This is a genomic window from Amycolatopsis sp. WAC 04197 (assembly GCF_003947475.1).
Lineage (GTDB): Bacteria > Actinomycetota > Actinomycetes > Mycobacteriales > Pseudonocardiaceae > Amycolatopsis > Amycolatopsis japonica.
In genome coordinates, this window is the sequence record NZ_QHJK01000008.1 from 1 (window position 1) to 19,006 (window position 19,006).

General features: G+C 67.9%; 17 protein-coding genes. 11 read left to right on the forward strand and 6 right to left on the reverse strand.

Annotated features, from left to right (window positions below):
- Positions 1 to 220 precede the first annotated feature (220 nt).
- Positions 221 to 1,267: a LacI family DNA-binding transcriptional regulator gene (locus DMC64_RS27075; protein ID WP_199755110.1), complete on the reverse strand. Its 1,047-nt coding sequence runs from the start codon at positions 1,265 to 1,267 to the stop codon at positions 221 to 223.
- 179 nt (positions 1,268 to 1,446) lie between these two features.
- Between DMC64_RS27075 and DMC64_RS27080 the strand changes: the two genes are divergently transcribed.
- From DMC64_RS27080 to abc-f, 5 genes are all read left to right on the forward strand, one after another.
- Positions 1,447 to 2,748 (forward strand): extracellular solute-binding protein, encoded by a 1,302-nt coding sequence (locus DMC64_RS27080; protein ID WP_125735820.1) that lies wholly within the window; start codon positions 1,447 to 1,449, stop codon positions 2,746 to 2,748.
- 3 nt (positions 2,749 to 2,751) lie between these two features.
- Entirely contained in the window at positions 2,752 to 3,732 is a 981-nt protein-coding gene (locus DMC64_RS27085; protein ID WP_038512778.1) for a carbohydrate ABC transporter permease, read from the forward strand.
- Positions 3,729 to 4,586 carry a carbohydrate ABC transporter permease gene (locus DMC64_RS27090; RefSeq protein WP_125735821.1) on the forward strand — a complete coding sequence of 286 codons (858 nt, stop codon included), beginning with the start codon at positions 3,729 to 3,731 and terminating at the stop codon, positions 4,584 to 4,586. The genes DMC64_RS27085 and DMC64_RS27090 overlap by 4 nt, the downstream gene beginning before the upstream one ends.
- A complete protein-coding gene (locus DMC64_RS27095; RefSeq protein ID WP_370324864.1) occupies positions 4,583 to 5,992 on the forward strand; it encodes a GH1 family beta-glucosidase in 1,410 nt (469 codons plus the stop codon). The genes DMC64_RS27090 and DMC64_RS27095 overlap by 4 nt, the downstream gene beginning before the upstream one ends.
- 234 nt (positions 5,993 to 6,226) lie before the next feature.
- Complete coding sequence (gene abc-f, locus DMC64_RS27100) at positions 6,227 to 7,846, forward strand: ribosomal protection-like ABC-F family protein (RefSeq protein ID WP_125735822.1); 1,620 nt, start codon at positions 6,227 to 6,229, stop codon at positions 7,844 to 7,846.
- A 574-nt stretch (positions 7,847 to 8,420) separates the two neighbouring features.
- Here abc-f and DMC64_RS27105 read toward each other — a convergent pair.
- Complete coding sequence (locus DMC64_RS27105; protein WP_125735823.1) at positions 8,421 to 8,765, reverse strand: MmcQ/YjbR family DNA-binding protein; 345 nt, start codon at positions 8,763 to 8,765, stop codon at positions 8,421 to 8,423.
- A gap of 123 nt (positions 8,766 to 8,888) precedes the next feature.
- Here DMC64_RS27105 and DMC64_RS27110 point away from each other — a divergent pair, with 123 nt between their 5' ends.
- Both DMC64_RS27110 and DMC64_RS27115 read left to right on the forward strand, forming a co-directional pair.
- Entirely contained in the window at positions 8,889 to 9,518 is a 630-nt protein-coding gene (locus DMC64_RS27110) for a class I SAM-dependent methyltransferase (RefSeq protein ID WP_125735824.1), read from the forward strand.
- A 2-nt stretch (positions 9,519 to 9,520) separates the two neighbouring features.
- A complete protein-coding gene (locus DMC64_RS27115; RefSeq protein ID WP_125735825.1) occupies positions 9,521 to 10,315 on the forward strand; it encodes a glycosyltransferase in 795 nt (264 codons plus the stop codon).
- Here the strand turns inward: DMC64_RS27115 and DMC64_RS27120 are convergent.
- Positions 10,233 to 10,829: a TetR/AcrR family transcriptional regulator gene (locus DMC64_RS27120; RefSeq protein ID WP_125735826.1), complete on the reverse strand. Its 597-nt coding sequence runs from the start codon at positions 10,827 to 10,829 to the stop codon at positions 10,233 to 10,235. The genes DMC64_RS27115 and DMC64_RS27120 overlap by 83 nt on opposite strands.
- Before the next feature lie 91 nt (positions 10,830 to 10,920).
- Between DMC64_RS27120 and DMC64_RS27125 the strand changes: the two genes are divergently transcribed.
- Together DMC64_RS27125 and DMC64_RS27130 are read left to right on the forward strand one after the other, a co-directional pair.
- Positions 10,921 to 12,300, forward strand: a complete 1,380-nt coding sequence (locus DMC64_RS27125; protein ID WP_125735827.1) for a cytochrome P450 — start codon at positions 10,921 to 10,923, stop codon at positions 12,298 to 12,300.
- Positions 12,301 to 12,337: 37 nt separating this feature from the next.
- Positions 12,338 to 12,790 carry a carboxymuconolactone decarboxylase family protein gene (locus tag DMC64_RS27130; protein WP_125735828.1) on the forward strand — a complete coding sequence of 151 codons (453 nt, stop codon included), beginning with the start codon at positions 12,338 to 12,340 and terminating at the stop codon, positions 12,788 to 12,790.
- Positions 12,791 to 12,795: 5 nt separating this feature from the next.
- Here DMC64_RS27130 and DMC64_RS27135 read toward each other — a convergent pair whose 3' ends face one another.
- Complete coding sequence (locus tag DMC64_RS27135) at positions 12,796 to 13,512, reverse strand: metalloregulator ArsR/SmtB family transcription factor (protein ID WP_125736234.1); 717 nt, start codon at positions 13,510 to 13,512, stop codon at positions 12,796 to 12,798.
- A 136-nt stretch (positions 13,513 to 13,648) separates the two neighbouring features.
- Between DMC64_RS27135 and folE the strand changes: the two genes are divergently transcribed.
- The gene (gene folE / locus DMC64_RS27140) at positions 13,649 to 14,245 is read left to right on the forward strand and encodes a GTP cyclohydrolase I FolE (protein ID WP_038512743.1); all 597 of its coding nucleotides are present in this window, start codon (positions 13,649 to 13,651) and stop codon (positions 14,243 to 14,245) included.
- Here the strand turns inward: folE and DMC64_RS27145 are convergent.
- Positions 14,235 to 15,485, reverse strand: coding sequence for an MFS transporter (locus DMC64_RS27145; RefSeq protein WP_125735829.1), 1,251 nt, complete (start codon positions 15,483 to 15,485; stop codon positions 14,235 to 14,237). The two genes, folE and DMC64_RS27145, sit on opposite strands and share 11 nt — an antisense overlap.
- Before the next feature lie 107 nt (positions 15,486 to 15,592).
- Between DMC64_RS27145 and DMC64_RS27150 the strand changes: the two genes are divergently transcribed.
- Positions 15,593 to 18,148: a P-loop NTPase fold protein gene (locus DMC64_RS27150; RefSeq protein ID WP_125735830.1), complete on the forward strand. Its 2,556-nt coding sequence runs from the start codon at positions 15,593 to 15,595 to the stop codon at positions 18,146 to 18,148.
- On the opposite strand, the gene DMC64_RS27155 is transcribed toward DMC64_RS27150, so the two are convergent.
- Entirely contained in the window at positions 18,079 to 18,804 is a 726-nt protein-coding gene (locus DMC64_RS27155) for a flavin reductase family protein (RefSeq protein WP_199755111.1), read from the reverse strand. The genes DMC64_RS27150 and DMC64_RS27155 overlap by 70 nt on opposite strands.
- Positions 18,805 to 19,006: the final 202 nt, after the last annotated feature.

Sequence of the window (19,006 nt, forward strand, 5' to 3'; positions counted from 1 at the left end):
CCATCGTCGCATGATCACCACGAACACCCTGGTCACCACACTGACAGGCCGATCAGTGTCCGTGAGGTCCTGAAACATCAACTGTCCGACATGTCCTGAACTCAGACAGGTCGTTCTAACCCTCTTTACCACTCACGACTCCCTGCAAAACCGGACTTACCAGCACAAAGCAGACGTACGCTGCCCGAAACCCGAAACGCCACTCACGACCACCCCGGGCTCAGCTGGAAGCGCGACGGGTGAGCGAGACCGGCAAGATCCGCTGGCGGGGCTTGAGATCCCGGTCGTCCATCACCGCGAGCAAGGTCTCCACCATCGCGTGGACCTGTTCCCGAGGGTCCTGGTGGACCGACGTCAGCGGCGGATCCATCTCCGGAGCGAGGGTGGCGTTGTCGTCGAAGCTGACGACGGCGACGTCCGAGGGAATCCGCCGTCCGGCCGAATGCAGCGTGCGGAGCGCGCCGAGCGCCATCATGTCGCTGGCCACGAAGACGGCGTCGACGTCGGGGCGCCGCGCGAGCAGGTTCGACATCGCCTTCGCCCCGCCGGTCAGGGTGAAGTCACCCTCCTCCATCAGATCCGCGGGGTCGAGCCCTGCGTCGAGAAGGGTCTTGCGCCAACCGGAAAGCCGGTCGATCGCCGCGCTCTGGTCCTGCGGGCCCGCGATCGTGGCGATCCGCCGGTGGCCGGCCTCGACCAGATGCGCGACGGCGAGCTTCGCGCCGCCCTCGTTGTCGAAGTCGACGACGTGGACACCGCGTTTGAGCCCGGCGGCCTGCCCGCCGTACACCACCGGGATCCTCAACTGCCGCAACGCCTTGGGCAACGGATCCGTGCGATGCGGCGCGAACACCAGCACGCCGTCGACGTGCCCGCCATCGAGGAACCGGACCGTGCGGTCGAGGTCTTCGCGGGTGTCACTGAAGATCAAGACCATCTGGCAGCCGATGTCGGCGAGCTCGCGATAGCCCGCGCGCATGACCGCGGTGCGGTACGGGTCGTCGAGCAGCCGCGCCTCCGGCTCCGACAGCACGACCGCGACCGCGCCGGTCCGCTTGGTGACCAGGGATCTCGCCGCCTGGTTCGGGGAGTACCCGAGTTCGCGGGCCGCGGTCTGGACCTTCTCGCGGGAGCGCGCGCTGACGTAGCCGTCGTCGTTCAGCGCACGGGACGCCGTCGACCGGCTGACCCCGGCGGACGCGGCGACGTCTTCCAGCGTCGGCCTGCCGTCTTCCCCTGGTCGAGGCCCCACCAGCGCCACCTTCACTCTTCAGCTCCATCCGGACACCGACAGCTTAGTGTCCGGCGGGCCATCGCACTGAGAGCGCTCCCCTGCCGGAAACACTCTCATTACAAGCTATTGACACGGCCATACCTTGACGACAGACTCGGCGCATCCTGGGAGCGCTCCCATTTTCTTCCCACCCACCTGCAAGGGGCATTGACGTGAGAAGCATCCGGAACGGCCTGGTGCTGGCACTGGGTATCACGATGACGACGTTCGGACTGGCGGCGTGCGGCGGTGACGACGGCGGGGCGCCCGCCGCGTCCGACCCGAACGCCAAGGTCGAGCTGTCACTGGCGACGTTCACCGAGTTCGGCTACGAGGAGCTCATCCCCGAGTACGAGCGGCTGCACCCGAACGTCAAGATCACCCACCGCAAGACCGGCCAGGGCGGCCCGTACCACCAAGACCTGATCACGAAACTGGCCGCCGGGTCCGGACTCGCCGACGTCACCGCCGTCGAGGAAGGGCATCTGTCGAACGTCCTCGACAAGGGCTCGAAGTTCAACGACCTGACCAAGATCGGCCCGGCGGAGGTGTCCCCCGACCGCTGGCTCGGCTGGAAGTACGACGCGGCGAAGACCAAGGACGGCAAGGTCATCGGCTACGGGACGGATATCGGCCCGCTGGCCATGTGCTACCGCAAGGACATGCTCGAAGCGGCGGGGATGCCGTCCGACCCCGAAGCGGTCAAACCGCTGTTCGCGACCTGGGACAGCTACTTCGCGGCGGGCGAGCAGTACGTCGCCAAGTCCGGCGGGAAGGCGTGGTTCGACTCCGCCGCGCAGAACTTCAACGCCATGGTCAACCAGCTCCCGACCGGCTACATCGGCAGTGACGACAAGCTCGCGCTGGAATCCAACCAGGGCATCAAAGACGCCTGGACCAAGGTCACCGGCGCCGTCGCGAAAGGACAGTCGGCGAAACTGACCGCGTTCAGCAACGAGTGGAACTCCGGCTTCAAGCAGGGCGCCTTCGCCACGAAGGTGTGCCCCGCCTGGATGCTCGGCGTGATCGAGGAGCACTCCGGCCCGGAGAACGCCGGCAAGTGGGCCGTCACCGCGGCCTTCCCCGGTGGCGGCGGGAACTGGGGCGGTTCGTACCTCACCGTGCCCACGCAGTCGAAGCACCCGAAGGAGGCGGCCGAACTCGCCGCCTGGCTGACCGCGCCCGAGCAGCAGATCAAGGCGTTCAAGGCGAAGGGCACCTTCCCCAGCCAGGTCAAGGCTTTGGAGGACCCGGCTCTGCTGAGCGAGACCGACGCCTACTTCGGTGGCGCAAAGATCGGGCAACTGTTCGCCGAGCAGGCCAAGAAGGTCGCGAAGCCGCAGTACAAGGGCCCCGGCGACGGCCAGATCCAGGAGAACGCGTCGAGCCCGGCGCTGCAGGCCGTCGAGCAGGGTAAGTCCGCGGCCGAGGGCTGGACGCAACTGCTCGACGCCGCGAAGAAGATCACGCGCTGACCGATGACCGTCGTCGACAAGATCGCGCCGGACGAGGCGAAGGCCGGGGCGCGCACGCCGCCCCGGCCCACCCTCCGCCATCGGCTGAGCCGGTGGGACGTCAAGGTCTCGCCGTACCTCTACATCGCCCCGTTCTTCGTGGTGTTCGGGATCGTCGGGCTGTTCCCGCTGCTCTACACGGCGTACGTGTCCCTGTTCAGCTGGGAGGCGGGCGATGACGATCCCACCTTCATCGGGCTGGACAACTTCAAGGAACTCTTCGCCGACACGCAGTTCTGGAACGCACTCGAGAACACCGTCAGCATCTTCCTGCTCTCCAGCGTTCCGCAGCTGATCATCGCGGTGCTCCTGGCCGCGCTGCTCAGCGCCAGGATCCGCGGGGCGACCGGCTGGCGCGTCGGCGTCCTGCTCCCGTACGCCGCCAGCCTGGTGGCACTCGGCATCATCTTCGCGAACCTGTTCGGGCCGAAATACGGGCTGGTCAACGGTCTGCTTCAGACGATCGGGCTCGACCCGGTCGACTGGCAGGCCGGCCGGTTCAGCAGCCATGTCGCGATCGCGATCATGGTGAACTGGCGCTGGACCGGGTACAACGCGCTCATCGTCCTGGCGGCGATGCAGGCCATCCCGAAGGAACTGCACGAGGCCGCCCTCATCGACGGTGCGGGGACCGCGCGCCGGTTCTTCAGCATCACGCTGCCCTTGCTGAAGCCGACGCTGATCTTCGTCACGATCACTTCGACGATCGGCGGCCTGCAGATCTTCACCGAGCCCAAGCTGTTCGACGCCATGCCGGGCTCGAACAACGGCGGCTCGTCCAACCAGTTCCAGACCGTGACGTTGTACCTGTACCAAACGGCCTTCGAGAACTACGAACTCGGCTATGCCTCGGCGATCGCGTGGGTGCTGTTCGTGATCATCGTGCTGATCGCGCTGGTGAACTTCTTCCTCACCGGCAGACTCACGGCGGTGAAGAAGAAGTGACCACGATCCACAATGGACTCAAGCGTGGCGTCTCGGCGCTGGGCAAACCGCGCCGGGCGACCTACGTCGTGCTCACGATCTTCGTGCTGGGCTCACTTTTCCCGTTCTACTGGTCGTTCCTGGTGGCCAGCCGGGACAGCGGGATGCTCACCGAACGGGTGCCGCCCTTCCTGCCGGGCGGGAACTTCTTCGCCAACGCGGCGAGGGTGTTCGACACGGTGCCGTTCTGGAAGGCGCTCGGAAACAGCCTGATCGTGTCCGGCACGGTCACCCTCACCACGGTGCTGTTCTCGGCGCTCGCCGGGTTCGCGTTCGCCAAACTGCGGTTCCGCGGCCGGAACGGGCTGTTCGTGTTCATCGTCATCACCCTCGCCGTGCCGACCCAGCTCGGCATCATCCCGCTGTTCATGGCCATGTCGGAGTTCGGCTGGGCGGGCGGTTTGCAGTCGGTGATCGTGCCGAACCTGGTGACCGCGTTCGGGGTCTTCTGGATGCGGCAGTACACGCTGGACGCGGTGCCGTACGAACTGATCGAGGCGGCGCGGGTCGACGGCTGCAGCATGATCCGGATCTTCTGGAACGTCTGCCTGCCCGCGGTCCGCCCGGCGGCGGCCATCCTGGCGATGTTCACGTTCATGACGTCGTGGAACGACTTCCTGTGGCCGCTCGTGGTGCTGGACGCCGGAAATCCCACCGTCCAGCTGGCGCTGGAGAAGCTGCAGAGCGGCTATTACGTCGATTATTCGCTGGTGCTGGCCGGAACCACCCTGGCCACCATCCCGATCCTCATCGTCTTCCTCCTCCTCGGCCGCCAGATCGTGGCCGGGATCATGCAAGGTGCCGTGAAAGGGTGACCATGTCCGCTCATCCCGACAGTGTCCGGGCGAAGACCGCGCTGCTGTTCCCGCCCGGATTCGTGTGGGGCGCCGCCACCGCGGCCTTCCAGGTCGAAGGGGCGACGACCGCCGACGGCCGGACGGACTCGATCTGGGACGTCTTCGCCCGACGCCCCGGGGCCGTCGTCGGCGGCGACACCGGGGAACCGGGCGCCGATCATTACCGGCGCTACGCCGAAGACGTCGACCTGATGCGGCGGCTCGAGCTCGGCGCGTACCGGTTTTCCCTGTCGTGGCCGCGGATCCGCCCCGACGGCGGCGCGCCGAATCCTCGGGGGCTGGCGTTCTACGACCGGCTCGTGGACAAGCTGCTCGAAGCCGGAGTGGAGCCCTGGGCGACGCTGTATCACTGGGATCTCCCCCAGTCCTTGGAGGACCAGGGCGGCTGGGCGGCACGCGAGACCGCCTTCCGGTTCGCCGAATACGCCGAAACGGTCGTCGCGCATCTGGGCGACCGTGTGCCGCGCTGGTCCACGCTGAACGAGCCGTGGTGCGCCGCGATGCTGGGTTACGCGCGCGGGATCCACGCGCCCGGCAGACAGGAACCCCGCGCCGCCGTCGCGGCCGCGCACCATCTGCTGCTCGGGCACGGGCTCGCGATGGACGTCCTGCGGCGGCATGCCCCGGCCGCGTCGTCGGGGGTGACGCTGAACCTGTATCCGGTGTCCGCGGTCGACCCTTCGTCCACTGTGGACGTCGAGGCCGCACGCCGGATCGACGGTTTGCAGAACCGGCTTTTCCTTGATCCGGTGCTTCGTGGCTCCTATCCGGCGGATCTGCGGGCCGACCTGGCGCCGCTCGGCATCGAGGAACTCGTGCGGGATGGTGATCTCGCGACCATCGCCGCTCCGATCGATTGGCTGGGCATCAACTACTACCGCGGTTACCAGGTCGCGGGCACTCCCCTGCCCGGCAGCGAACCGGCGGGCGCCGACTGGCTCGGCTCCCCCGACGTCCATTTCGTCCCCGACGAGGCGGCGCCACGCACCGACTCGGGCTGGGAAGTCCAGCCGTCGCGGCTCACCGAATGCCTGCTTCAGGTTCACCGCGACTATCGGCCGATCCCGTTGTACATCACCGAAAACGGCGCATCGTATCCCGACGTGCTCATCGGCGGGGACATCGCGGACACCGACCGGATCGCCTTCCTCGACTCGCATCTGCGTGCCGCGTATGACGCGATCGAGGCGGGCGTCGACCTGCGCGGCTACTTCTACTGGTCGCTGCTCGACAACTTCGAGTGGGCCGAGGGGTACGCCAAGCGGTTCGGCCTCGTGCACGTCGACTACGAGACCCAGCGGCGGACGCCGAAGCGGAGTGCGCTCTGGTACGCCAAAACGATCAGTCTGAACGGGCTGAGCTGAGTCACCCCGCCGGGATTGCGGTGGCCGCGTCCCGGCGGGTCTTGTTATCGTGGAGCGGACCTGATCGAGAAAGAGGGAGACCAGACGTGGCAGGTGAAGACGACATCTCCGGGTGAGCCGGAGTTGGCAGGCCACCGGCGTTGACGCCGACGTGGCCACTTTGTCGTCCCTTCACAGCCACGTCCATCGCGGTGCCGCCTTGCGGCGCCCGCTGTCTTTCACGAGGTCATTTCCATGTCAGACGCCTTCGTCGTCGTGTCCGCTCTGTCGTTCGCCTGGCCGGACGACACCCCGGTCTTCGACGACCTGTCCTTCACCGTGCCCGGAGGGCGGACCGGTCTGGTCGCGCCGAACGGGGCGGGCAAGAGCACGCTGCTCAAACTGATCGCCGGCGAACTGCGGCCGGTGTCCGGGTCCGTCTCCGCGCAGGGAGTCCTCGGCTACCTGCCGCAGTCGCTGCCGCTCACCGCCGACCTCAACGTGGCCGAGGTACTGGGCATCGCACCGCAGCTCGCGGCGCTGAGCGCCATCGAGTCCGGTGATGCGAGCGAAGAGCACTTCACCACCATCGGGAACGACTGGGACATCGAGGAGCGCACCCGCGCCCAGCTCGACCGGCTCGGCCTCGACGGCATCTCGCTGGACCGGAGCCTGCGGACGTTGAGCGGCGGGCAGATCATCTCCCTCGGCCTGGCCGCACAGTTGCTGAAACGGCCGGACATCCTGCTGCTGGACGAACCGACCAACAACCTCGACCTCGACGCGCGCCGCAAGCTCTACGGCGTGCTCGAGGACTGGTCCGGCTGCCTGCTGCTGGTGAGTCACGACCGCGAACTACTCGACCGGATGGACCGGATCGCCGAACTCGACCGCGGCGATCTCCGGTACCACGGCGGGAATTTCACCCAGTACGAAGCGGCGGTCAAGGCCGAACAGGAGGTCGCCGAACGCAACGTCCGCAGCGCCGAGCAAGAGGTCAAACGCGAGAAGCGGGAGATGCAGCAGGCACGCGAACGGGCGGCGCGGCGCGCGGGCAACGCGGCCCGCAACCTCGGCAACGCCGGTCTGCCGAAGATCTTCGCCGGCACCATGAAACGCAACGCCCAGGAGTCCGCCGGCAAGGCGAACGAGACGCACGCGGCCCGCGTCAGCGACGCGAAGAACCGCCTCGACGAGGCCGAACGCTCTCTCCGCGACGATCAGAAGATCGCGTTGATCCTGCCGGGCACCAACGTCCCCGCCGGCCGCACGATGTTCCACGGCGAGCACATCCAGGTCCGCTACGGCGACCGGAACGTCTTCGCGGGCGACGGCGTCGACCTGACGATCCGCGGCCCCGAACGGATCGCGCTGACCGGCGGGAACGGTACGGGGAAGTCGACGCTTCTGCGGGTGCTCAACGGCGACCTCACGCCGGACAGCGGCGTGCTGAAGCGAGCGGAGGGCCGGATCGCGTACCTGTCGCAACGGCTCGATCTCCTGGACCTCGACCGGACCATCGCCGAGAACTTCGCGACGTTCGCCCCGAGCCTGCCCGAGTCTCAGCGAATGACCCTCCTCGCCCGCTTCCTCTTCCGAGGCGCGCGAAGCCAGCTTCCCGTCGGCGTGCTCTCCGGTGGCGAGCGCCTTCGAGCCACCCTGGCCTGCGTCCTGTTCGCCGAGCCCGCGCCGCAACTGCTTCTGCTGGACGAGCCGACGAACAATCTGGACCTGGTCAGCGTCGGACAGCTGGAAAGTGCGCTTGGGGCTTATCAGGGGGCTTTCGTGGTGGTGAGTCACGATGAGCGGTTCCTGAAGGAGATCAAGGTGGATCGGCGGGTCCGATTGGCCGATGGAGCTCTCGTGGAGTCCTGATCCGGTGCTTCTGGGCGCCTGTTTCGCATTTAGAGGACTAAATGCGAAAGAAAAGGTCCCGCTTCCGCTCAGCGAAGGCTGGGGGTTCCTGCGAGCAGGAAGCGGGAGTTTGTGGCCGGTACGGGGGCCGCCTCTCGGCGAGTGGCTCGACGCGGCTCCGGCCGAACCGGTATTCCGCGAAGGCGAAGGGTGAGGCCCGGGGGCACCATCCGTACCGACACTCTCTACAACGCACCACCACCGGAAATGTTCCCCGGTGGCGAGCCCGAATCGATGTGACCCGCGTCTACACGAACAAAAAAGTGATCCATGTCAACGGACGGAATAAGAAGACCCGCTCCCGCTCAGCGAAGGCCTGGGGGTTACCTGCGAGCGGAAGCGGGAGCAAAGGCCGATACGGTGGGCCGCCTCTCGGCGAAAGGCACGACATGGCTCCGGCCGAACCGGTATTCCATGAAGGCGAAGGGTGAGGCCCGGGGGCACCATCCGTACCGACACCCTTTACAACGCCACGCCCCCGAAAACGTTCCCCAAGAAAAGAGTGACGCGCGTCAACACACGAATGCGCCAACGCTCAGCACGGCGGCGGAACCTGGGCGACGAGTTCCTCGGGAGCGGAAAGCCGCCACGCCTCGTAGACCAATTCGGTGAGCTCGTCGGCTTCGATCCCGTCGAGGTAGACCACCACCCAGCCGAATCCCCCGGCGGTGAACTGCACCTCGAAGACATCGGGTCGTTCGGCCACGAGGGCTTCCTGTTCCGAGAGGGTCTGCTTCAGTCCGACGGTCTGGGTCCGCGGCCAGTAGTAGCCGAACCGCTTCCCGCGCACGCTGAACGACTCCCACTCCTTCGCGTCGGAGCGCTCGACGTCGGCGAGCGCCTTCAGCATCCGGTGGAACTCGTCACTCGACACGCTCATCTGTACCCCAAACCCCAGGAACTCCGTCCGCCCCAGTCTAAACAGCCACTTCCGTCGAGAACGCGAGACGGCGGAACGGTAGATTCGCCTGAGGGAGATCCACTCGATCCGGGGAGCTGCGCAATGGACCGACCCGTCACCGCGGCGGAACTGTTCGACGCCATCGGGTCCGACTACGAAGACGTCTTCGGGCGTGCTCCGGTGGTCGACAAGGCGGTGCGACATCTGCTGGACACCCTGCCGCCGTCGTCGAGGGTGCTCGACATCGGCAGCGGTACCGGCAAGCCGGTCGCCGAGGAGCTGTCCGCCGCGGGCCATCGGGTGACCGGGCTCGACGTGTCGTCGGTGATGATCGACATCGCGCGCGAGCAGGTTCCGGCCGCCACCTTCGTCCACGCCGACGTGCGCGAATGGGCCTCGCCGCCCGAGACCTGGGAAGCGGTCTGCGCCTTCTTCCCGTTCCTCCAGATGCCACGCAAGGACACCGAAGCCGTGCTCGCCGACATCGCGCGCTGGCTGGTGCCGGGTGGCCTTTTCGCGCTGGTCACCGTGCCGCGGGACGCCGAAGACGTGCCGGCGGAGTTCTTCGGCCGCACCTTTCTCGAGACCAGTTTCGCGCCGGACGACCTCGTCCGGCGGGTCGAGGCGGCCGGGCTGGAGGTCACCGGCACCCACTCGGAGGTCTTCACCGCGGACGAGCCGGGGACCCCGCCGGAGGAGCATCTCCTGATCACCGCTCGGCGCCCGGGCTGATCATGCCGACCATCAGCGTGATCACGCCGGTCCACCCGCCGAGCCTGCCGTACTTGACCGAGGCCTACGAATCCCTCGTCGCGCAGGAACTCCCGCCCGGCTGGAGCTGGGAATGGCTGGTGCAGGAAGACGGCGAGACCGGCCTGCTCGACGGCGCCCTCCCCGCGGACGCGCGAGTGCTGCCCGGCTCAGGCCGCCGGGGTGGTCCCGGGGTGGCGCGGATGATGGCCCTGTCTCGCGCCTCCGGAGAGCTGATCAAAGCCCTCGACGCGGACGACCTCCTCACCCCCGGCGCGCTCTCGCGGGACATCGCCGCGCTCGCGGATCCGGCGATCGGCTGGACCACTTGCCGGGTCCTCGACCTCCTCCCGGACGGGACCACGGCAGGCTTCGACAGCGACCCCGACGAAGGGCCGATCGAACGCGGCGCGATCCTGCGGCACTGGCAGCGCAACGGCTACGTGTCTTCGGTGGTGGCCGGGACCTTGTGCATCCGCCGCGAACTGCTGCTGGATCTGGGCGGCTGGATGGCGCTGCCCGCGTCGGAGGACACCGGGCTGATCCTCGCCGCCAACGCCTGCTCGGACGGCTACTTCATCGCCACGTGCGGCATGTTCTACCGGAAGTGGCCCGGACAGGTCACCAAATCCGCGGCGCACAACGACGACGGCGAGCGGCTCGCGCGGATGAAGCTGATCGAGGAACGCGCCGAGGTCATGTTGGCAGGTCGACGATATCGAGCAACGCCTTCGCGCACAGATCCCGGATCTCCACCCGGGTCAGCCTCCGGTACTTGAGCCAGTCGAGGCAGACCGCCACGACGAAGGCCAGCCAGCCGCGCACGAGCACCCGCAAAGCCTCCGGCGGCTCGCTGTCCGGGCACAGCACTTCGAGGATCCGGCGGCCCTGTTCGGCGAAGTTGTTGTCCAGGACCTCGCGGACGCCGTCGACGGCGATGGACGTGCCCGAATGCAGTGCCCGGTACCCGTCCTCGTTGGCTTCGACATAACGGAGGTACGCGTCGAGGCCGGCTGTCAGCTGCTCCTCGACCGGCAGCGTGGGATCGGACTTGGTCATCTCGAGCAGCCGCTCGCCCTGTGCCCTGATGACCTCGGTGACGAAGTCCCGTTTCGTCGGGAAGTAGTGGTACAGCAACCCTCGGGACACCTCGGCGATGTCGGCGACCTGCTCGATCCACACGTCGTCGTACGGCCGCTCCGCGAACAGGCGGGCACCGATCCGCAGCAGCTGTTCCCGCCGCTCGGCGGTGGACAGCCTGCTGCGGGGCTTCCCGGAAGTACTCGGCGCCATCCGGGCATCGTACTTACTTGACACGGGTTCAGTAACAGGCCACGCTCGCTATTGGATGCCGGTTCAACAGCGCTCACCCTGGAGGGGCTCGATGGCCACCGCTCTCCCCCATCCCCCGCGACGGATCCCGCTGATCGGCGACGTGCTCGGCGTCTCGCCGAAGACGCCGGTCCAGGACTCGATGCGGCACGCGGCCGAGCTGGGCCCGGTCTTCGAGCGCAAGGTGTTCGGCCGGAGCATCGTGTTCGTCCACGGCGCCGGGATGGTCGCCGATCTCTCCGACGAGAAGCGGTTCGCGAAGCACGTCACCCCCGCGATCTCGAACCTCCGTCCGCTCGGCGGCGACGGGCTGTTCACCGCGCACAACGAGGAGCCGAACTGGCGGCGTGCGCACGAGATCCTCGCGCCCGCGTTCAGCCGCAACGCCATGCAGCGCTACCACCCCACGATGCTGGCGATCACCCGCGAACTGCTGGACACGTGGGACAGGGGCGGCGAAGTCGACGTCGCGGACGACATGACCAAGCTGACGCTGGAGACCATCGGCCGGACGGGTTTCGGCTACAGCTTCTCGTCGTTCGAACGCGCCGAACCGCATCCGTTCGTCGCCGCGATGGTCCGCACGCTGCGGCACGCGCAGCGGACGGCCATCCAGCCGCCGGTCATCGGCCCGCTCCTGAGCCGGAAAGCGAACCAGCGCAACGAAGCCGACCTCGCGTTCCTGCACTCCGTCGTCGCCGACGTGATCGAGGCACGCCGGAACGATCCGAGCACCGAAGACCTGCTCGGGCTCATGCTGAACACCACGCAACCGAGCACCGGCGCGGCACTGGACGAGGACAACATCCGGCACCAGATCATCACCTTCCTGGTGGCAGGCCACGAAACCACGTCGGGCGCGCTGTCGTTCGCCCTGTACTACCTCGCCCGCAACCCGGACGTCCTTGCCCGCGCGCGGTCCGAAGTGGACAAGGTCTGGGGTGAGAACCCGGATCCGTCCTACGAGGAAGTCGCCAAACTCCGCTACGTCCGGCGAGTGCTCGACGAAGCGCTCCGGCTCTGGCCGACGGCGCCCGCGTTCGCACGCCAAGCCCTGGTGGACACCGTCGTCGGCGGCGAGTACCCGATGCGGAAGGGGCAGTGGGCGCTGGTCCTCATCCCGGCGCTGCACCGCGATCCCGTCTGGGGCGACGATCCCGAGTCGTTCGATCCGGACCGCTTCTCCCCGGAACGCAACCGTGCCCGGCCGGCGCATGTCTACAAGCCCTTCGGCACCGGCGAGCGCGCCTGCATCGGGCGGCAGTTCGCCCTGCACGAGGCGACGCTGGTGCTCGGCATGCTGCTGAGCCGGTACGACCTGCGGAGCGACCCGTCCTATCGGCTGAAGGTGCAGGAATTGCTGACCCTCAAGCCGGAGGGCTTCAAGCTGGAGGTCTCGCTCCGCGATCGCGCGCCGGTGATCGTGCCCTGACAGGTCACATCTCCGCTTCGGGATCCGTCAGACCGGTATGGAAACCCGCATCCCGAATCCCGCCCTGTCGAACCCCGCCACCCTGAAAGCCTTGATCGCGTTGTCGGAATCGGCCGGCGACACCGGCGTCCCGAAGACCACGCACTACCTCATGCACGTCCGCGCGAGCCAGATCAACGGCTGCAGCGGCTGCCTGGAGATGCACACCAAGGAAATGCGCAAGGCCGGCGAGTCCGACGAGCGGATCTTCACCGTGGCGGCGTGGCGCGACACCGCCTACTACACCGACGCCGAACGCGCGGCACTCGCGCTGGCCGAGGCCCTCACCCGGATCGCGGACCGGGCCGACCCGGTCGACGACGCGGTCTGGAACGAGGCCGCTCGACACTACGACGAGAAGCAGCTCTCCAGCCTGGTCCTCTCGATCGCCGCCATCAACACCTGGAACCGGCTCAACGTCGCCACACGGCAGATCGCCGGCGCCGCCTGACCGGGCTATTCGGCCTGCCGTAGCTCCACACAGCATTCGGCCGCGCCGGGAACGAGGGCCGCTTCCACGTTCCCGGCGCGCACGCCGTCCAGGAACCCGGCCAAGAACGCCTGGTTGATCCCGCAGACCAGGTCCGGCGCCTTCGCGGCCAGCGGGTGGAACGGGCAGTTCCGCAACCGGACGCAGGTCCTGCTGTCCCGGCTCGGTTCGAAGCCATAGCGGCGAAGCATCCCTTCGGCCACAGTGAGCGCGCGTTCGGCGCCGAGCCTGCCTGGCCGCGTCCGCGCGCGTTCCTCCTCACCCGCCGCGAAGCCCCGCTCCCCCGCGACACGGCGGACGGCCTCCCTCGCCGTCTCTCCGCTCTCTTCGGCGAGCACGGCCTCGGCGAGGATCCCCGCGAGCACCTCGTGCCGCCGGGCGGGAAGCTGCACCTGGATGGTGTCGTCGACGGGTTCGTAGACCTTCGGCCTGCGTCCCACCTTCACCACCGGGCCCGCCGCGAAACCGAATCTGAGCAGCCCGGCGTCCACGAGTTTGTCGAGATGGAAGGCGGCGAGCTTGCGGGAGATCCCCACCGCGGCCGCCGCCTCGTCCCGCGTGACCGGGCGCCGCGCGCGCCGCGCGTAGGCGTACATACCCCGGCGAAGGTCGTCGTCGAGAGCCGCCACCGCGGCGATGGCGGGGACGTCGAGGCCGTCCGGATCGGGCACTGTCACGTACACCACGATATCGCCTATCTCAACCGACGGAACACTCTGGAGCAGGGATCTACCATGTACGATGAGCCCGCGGGTGGCAAAACACCCAAAAGTCTTGGTTAAATAACCACTGGGGACCGTGTCCAGCCTAGGAGGCCCAATGTCCACTCCCGCCTTGCGCGTCGTGCACGAAACCGGGCCGGGACCGGACCTGGCGGCCGCCGAGGCCGCGGCCGCCGATCTCCTCACCGCACTGGGCATCTCACTGGACTCCGAGAGCCTCCGCGGCACGCCGGGCCGGATGGCGCGCGCGTACGCCGAGCTCTTCACCCCGCGTCCGTTCGACCTCACGACCTTCCCCAACGACGAGGGCTACGACGAACTCGTCCTCGCCAGGGGAATCCCGGTACGGTCCGTCTGCGAGCACCACCTGCTGCCGTTCGTCGGTGTCGCGCACGTGGGTTACCTGCCCGGCGACCGGATCCTCGGCCTGTCCAAACTGGCGAGGATCGTCGAGCATTTCGCCTGCCGTCCGCAGGTTCAGGAGCGCCTGACGAAGCAGGTCGCCGACTGGCTTGAGGAGCAGCTCGAACCCCGTGGCGTCGGCGTGGTGATCGAGGCGGAGCACTCCTGCATGACGTTGCGCGGCGTCCAGGCCGTCGGGTCGAGCACCGTCACCTCCACCCTGCTCGGCACGCTCCGCGAAGACGCCCGCTCGCGGCAGGAATTCTTCGCTCTCACCGGTATCAACGGCTGACCGCGGGCTCTTCCGCGTAGGCCGCGGAGACGACCGCGCGGTCGAACACCCGCCAGGTGAGCGCGGAAACGAGCACCGCCACCACGAAACCGGCCCAGTACGGCGTCGTCAGCCCGAATTTCGACGCCACCGCACCGCCGAGCAACGCGCCGACGCAATTGCCGCCCGCGATGACGAACAGGCTGGTGCTGCCGACCCGGCCGAGCATGTCCGGCGGGGTGAGCCGCTGACGCAGGGAGCTGGCGACGATGCCCCACAACGCGCCGTGCACCCCGAACAGGAACAAGGTCACCCCGACGACCGGCGCGTTCGTGCTCGTCGCCAGCACCAGATGGGTCGCGGCTTCGATCAGCAGCCCGAGCCGCAACGTCCAGGTCGGCGTGCACCACGCGATCAGCCGGTCGCCGGTGACCGAGCCGAGCAGCCCGCCCACCGCCATACAGGTGAACAGCAGACCGTAGCCGACGGAACCCAGCTGGAGCCGCTCCTTCGCCAGCAACACCAGCACGGACGTGGCAGCGACGAGCGTCAGGTTCAGCATGCCGATCAGCCCGACCATGGTCCGCAGCAGACGCTGACCGGCCAGCCACCGGAATCCCTCGGCCACCTCCGCCCGCATCGAGCGACGGACGACGGGCTCGCCGGGTTCGTCGCCGGGCCGTGATCGGTAGGCACCGGCGATGAGCCCGAGCAGCAGGGCGCTGACCGCGTACGTGCCGGCGTTGACATAGAACGGGATGCTCGCCGCGACGCCGAACAAGAATCCGCTCAGCGGGCCGGAAAGCATGCCGTGGGCCAGTGTCGTCCCGGCGTACAGCCGCCCGTTCGCCCGTTCCAGCAACGACTTCGGGACGATCGCGGGCAGCATCGCCCCGCTCGCCGTCCGGAACACGACCTCGCTCGCGTTGATCACGAAGAGGACGGAGTACAGCAGGGCGATGCCGACGTTTCCCGCCGTGATCGCGACGGCCAGCAGCGCGACGGCGGGTACGCGGATCCAGTCCAGGGTGATCATCAGCTTCCGCCGGTCCACCCTGTCGGCCAGCACCCCGCCCGGCAGCGAGAAGAGCAGCCAAGGCAACCACGCCACCGCGAATCCGCCCGAGACCACGAGCGGTTCGTCGGTGCGGGAAGCGATCAGCAGCGGCGCCGCCACCGTCGCGAGACCACTGCCCAGCGCGGACGTCGTACTCGCCGCCCAGAGCTTCGCGTACCTGCCGTCGAGCCGCTCCCCCGTCATGAGAGCCAACGTAGCGAGTGGTGACCGAACGGATGCGGAGTTTCACCCACAGCTGAGTATCCGCCCTCTAGACTGCCCTTCCGTTCGGCCTTGGGAGGGGACCTCGAATGGTGCTGGTACGCAACGTCGATCCGGCGATCCTGCTGAAGAACTCGCCCATCGGCGGGGAGCTCCGCCCGTATCTGCCGCGGGATGTCGACCAGGACATCCGGGCCGCGCTGTCGGCCGCCCCGTTCACGCTGATCGTCTACGAGCACAACTCGGGGGTCCGGCGGACCGCGTACGAGGCTTTGCTGGCGTCGTACCCCGACTACGAACTGATCATCAAGCCGCAGAGCACCGACCTCGCTCTCCAGCGGGGTGCGGCGGCCGCCGTCGTCTGGCTGGACGGCGAGCTGGATGTGAAGACCGGTCTCTCGCTCACTCTGGCTACCTGGCTTCGGCACAGCACCGCCCGCCGGGCGCTCGGGGTCATCCGGGAGGACCGGTATGAGAACCCGGAGCTGCGAGAGGCCCTCGACCCTCTTCGCCCCACCATCGTGAGGCTCGCCGCAGGTCTCTCCGGCGGCGAGCGCCTCGTCGCCGACCAGATGTTCCCCGAATCCGCACCGGTCCGTCGAGCCGGGCAGCTCGCCGGCCTGCCCGCCGAAACGCAGCCGCCCAAGCCGATCGTGTCCCCCGACCCGTTCGCCGCCCACGTCGCCGACTACCGGCCCGACACCGAAGACGGCGTCGACCGCCTCGGCATCGGCACCGACGTGCGCATGCTCGCCGACCTGGTGGTCTCCCGGATGATCACCCCTCCCCTGTCGATCGGCCTGTTCGGCAGCTGGGGTTCGGGCAAGAGCTTCTTCATGCGGCAGATGCAGCTGCGCGTCCGCGAGCTCGCCGATTCCGCGCGGATGGCCGAAACCGAGGCGGGCGCGCACGGGAAGTCCGTGTCCTCCTACTGTTCGAGTGTCCGCCAGATCAGCTTCAACGCCTGGCACTACAGCGAAGCGAACCTCCTCGCCAGCCTCGCCACGCATATCTTCGACAACCTCGCCGCGAGCGGCGCCGAGAACGACCTTCAGCGCCAGGCCGATCTGCTCGCCGAACGGCGCAAGACCGAGAAGACCCTGCTCGGCAGGCTCAGCGCGGTCCGGCTCGAACGCAGAACCCTGACGGCCCAGCAGAAACAAGCGAAGCGAAGGCGACGGAAGCCGCGCGAATACGTCCTCGCGGTGTTCGACAGCCTCACCGAGGCGGACAAGGCGTGGATCGCGTCCAGGATCGGCGTCGACCAGCCGACCGCCGAGGATCTCGAACGCCTCGCGCAGGAGACCGGCGGGCTGCGTTCCGACGTCGCCGAATTCTGGCGACGCCTGCGCCAGGATCCGGTTCCGCTACTGGTCCTGATCGGCGGACTGGTGGCGGTCCTGGTGGTCACCTTGCTCGTCGGCCGGTCACAGGTCTCCGGAGTGCTCGGCGGGCTCACGCTGGTGAGTTCCGCGTTGACCGTCGTCCTGCGGATGCGCGCCAGCGCGGACCGGATCCACAAAGCGCTCGACAAACTCGGCGGTCCGTCCGAAGAGGACGAAGAAACCGAGCGGCGCCTGGCCGAACTGGACGCGGAATCCGACCGGCTCGAAAAGGCGGTCACCGAACTCGCGCCAGGGCTGGACCTCGTGTCCTTCGCCGAATCCCGGGTCTCGGACTACGTCGAGCATCTGGGCGTGGTCTCCTTGCTGCGCAAGGATCTCGAAACGTTCGCGACGATGCTCTCCGAAGTCCCGCACGGTTCCGGCAAGATCGAACGGACCGTTCTCTACATCGACGACCTCGACCGTTGCCCGCCCAAGGTCGTCGTCCAGGTCCTCGAAGCCATCCATCTCCTGCTGGCCCTGCCCGTGTTCGTCGTCGTGGTGGGCGTCGACTCCCGCTGGCTCAAGAAGGCCGTCGAGCAGCACTACGAGGAGATGCTCGGCGACGACCCGGAAACCTTCGCCGAGAGCTACCTCGAAAAGATCTTCCAGGTACCGTTCACGTTGTCCCCCATGGACGATCCAGGGTTCGCGGGGCTCGTGCGCGGGCTCGCCGACACCGAGGTCCAGGACTCCACCCCGGCGCCCGCACCCGCCGAAACGGATCCGGCCACCGGTGATCGCTCTCCGGTCGCGATCGATTCCCGTCCTCGCGCGGAAGCACCGCGACCGTCGTCCGAACAGTCCACAATAGACCTACGACCTCCTCGGCTGGTGATCTCGGCGCAGGAGCTGGACTTCCTGCCGACACTGGCCCCGCTCGTCCGGTCCCCTCGGGCCGCGAAACGGCTCTTGAACCTGTACCGCCTGCTGCGCGCACGGTTCGCCGGAGAAGACCTCGCGGACTTCCTCTCCGACGGCGACCGTGAGGCACCGTTCCGCGCGGTGCTGGTGCTGCTCGCGGTCCACGTCGGACATCCGGACGCCGTCCGGTGGTTCGCCTCCATCGAGGGGACCGACCCCGGCGACAAGGCCGTCGAGATCGTGTCCTCGATGAACGACCACGAACTGCGGCCGAAACTCGAACGTGGCCTCTCCGGCGAAGCGTGGCCAGTGCTGGCCGGGTCCTATCAGCGCTGGCTGCCGTTGGTGAACCGGTTCTCGTTCACTCGCGACCGCTCGATGTCGGGCCCGCGGTAGAGCCGCTCCGGGATCTTCGCCAACGTCGACGGATGGACCTGCGAGCCGAGGCCGTAGAGCTTCTGGAAGCTCATGATCAGCGGCCGCCACCGGTCGGGGTCGATCCGATCCTCCGTGCCCGCCATCCGGACGTCGTCGTGGACGTGGACGCGCTGGACGCGCACCTCGAACACGAGCACGCCACCGCGTTGTTTCGGATCGTCCTCAGCGAGGGGATGCACGGCCTCGACGACGGCCTCCATCGTCACCGGGCATTCCGCGACACGCGGCGGCCGGACTGTCTCCGAAGCGACCGGGGTGAGCCCGGCGCGGGCGAACTTGTCCGGTTCGTGCCGGTAGCCGCGCTCGTACTTGCGGGCCGGGACCGGATCCGATCCGGTGGTCAGCGCCAGCCGGTCGACGGCGGCCGCCAGCGCGTCGGAAGGGAGATTCAGAACACATTCACGGTTGCGCATGAGATTCTGCGCGGTCTTGGATTTCGCGCCCAGCCCGAGCATGCCCCGCCAGCCGAGCCAGAACGCCGACGACATCGGGGCCAGGTTCACGGTGCCGGCCTGGTCGACCGTCGAGAGGAGCACCACCGGGGTGCCGAAGTAGAGGATTCCGGGCTCGATACGGGTGTGCGCGGCCTCGGCCGCCGTCGTGGAAACTGTCACGTTCGTCAGCTTCGCCGCCTCACGCGCCGGAGGCTGGCGAGAATCGGACGTCGCGATCAACACCGTCGGCGGAGGGCGTCGCGCCGTCCGAACACTTACCCTCGTCCGGGACGGTTCCCTTGGGCGGACGCGAACCCGCGGTCGTTCGGAGTATTGCGTTCGGCCGATTGCTGGTAGGTTCGCCGAACTTGAACGACGAAGG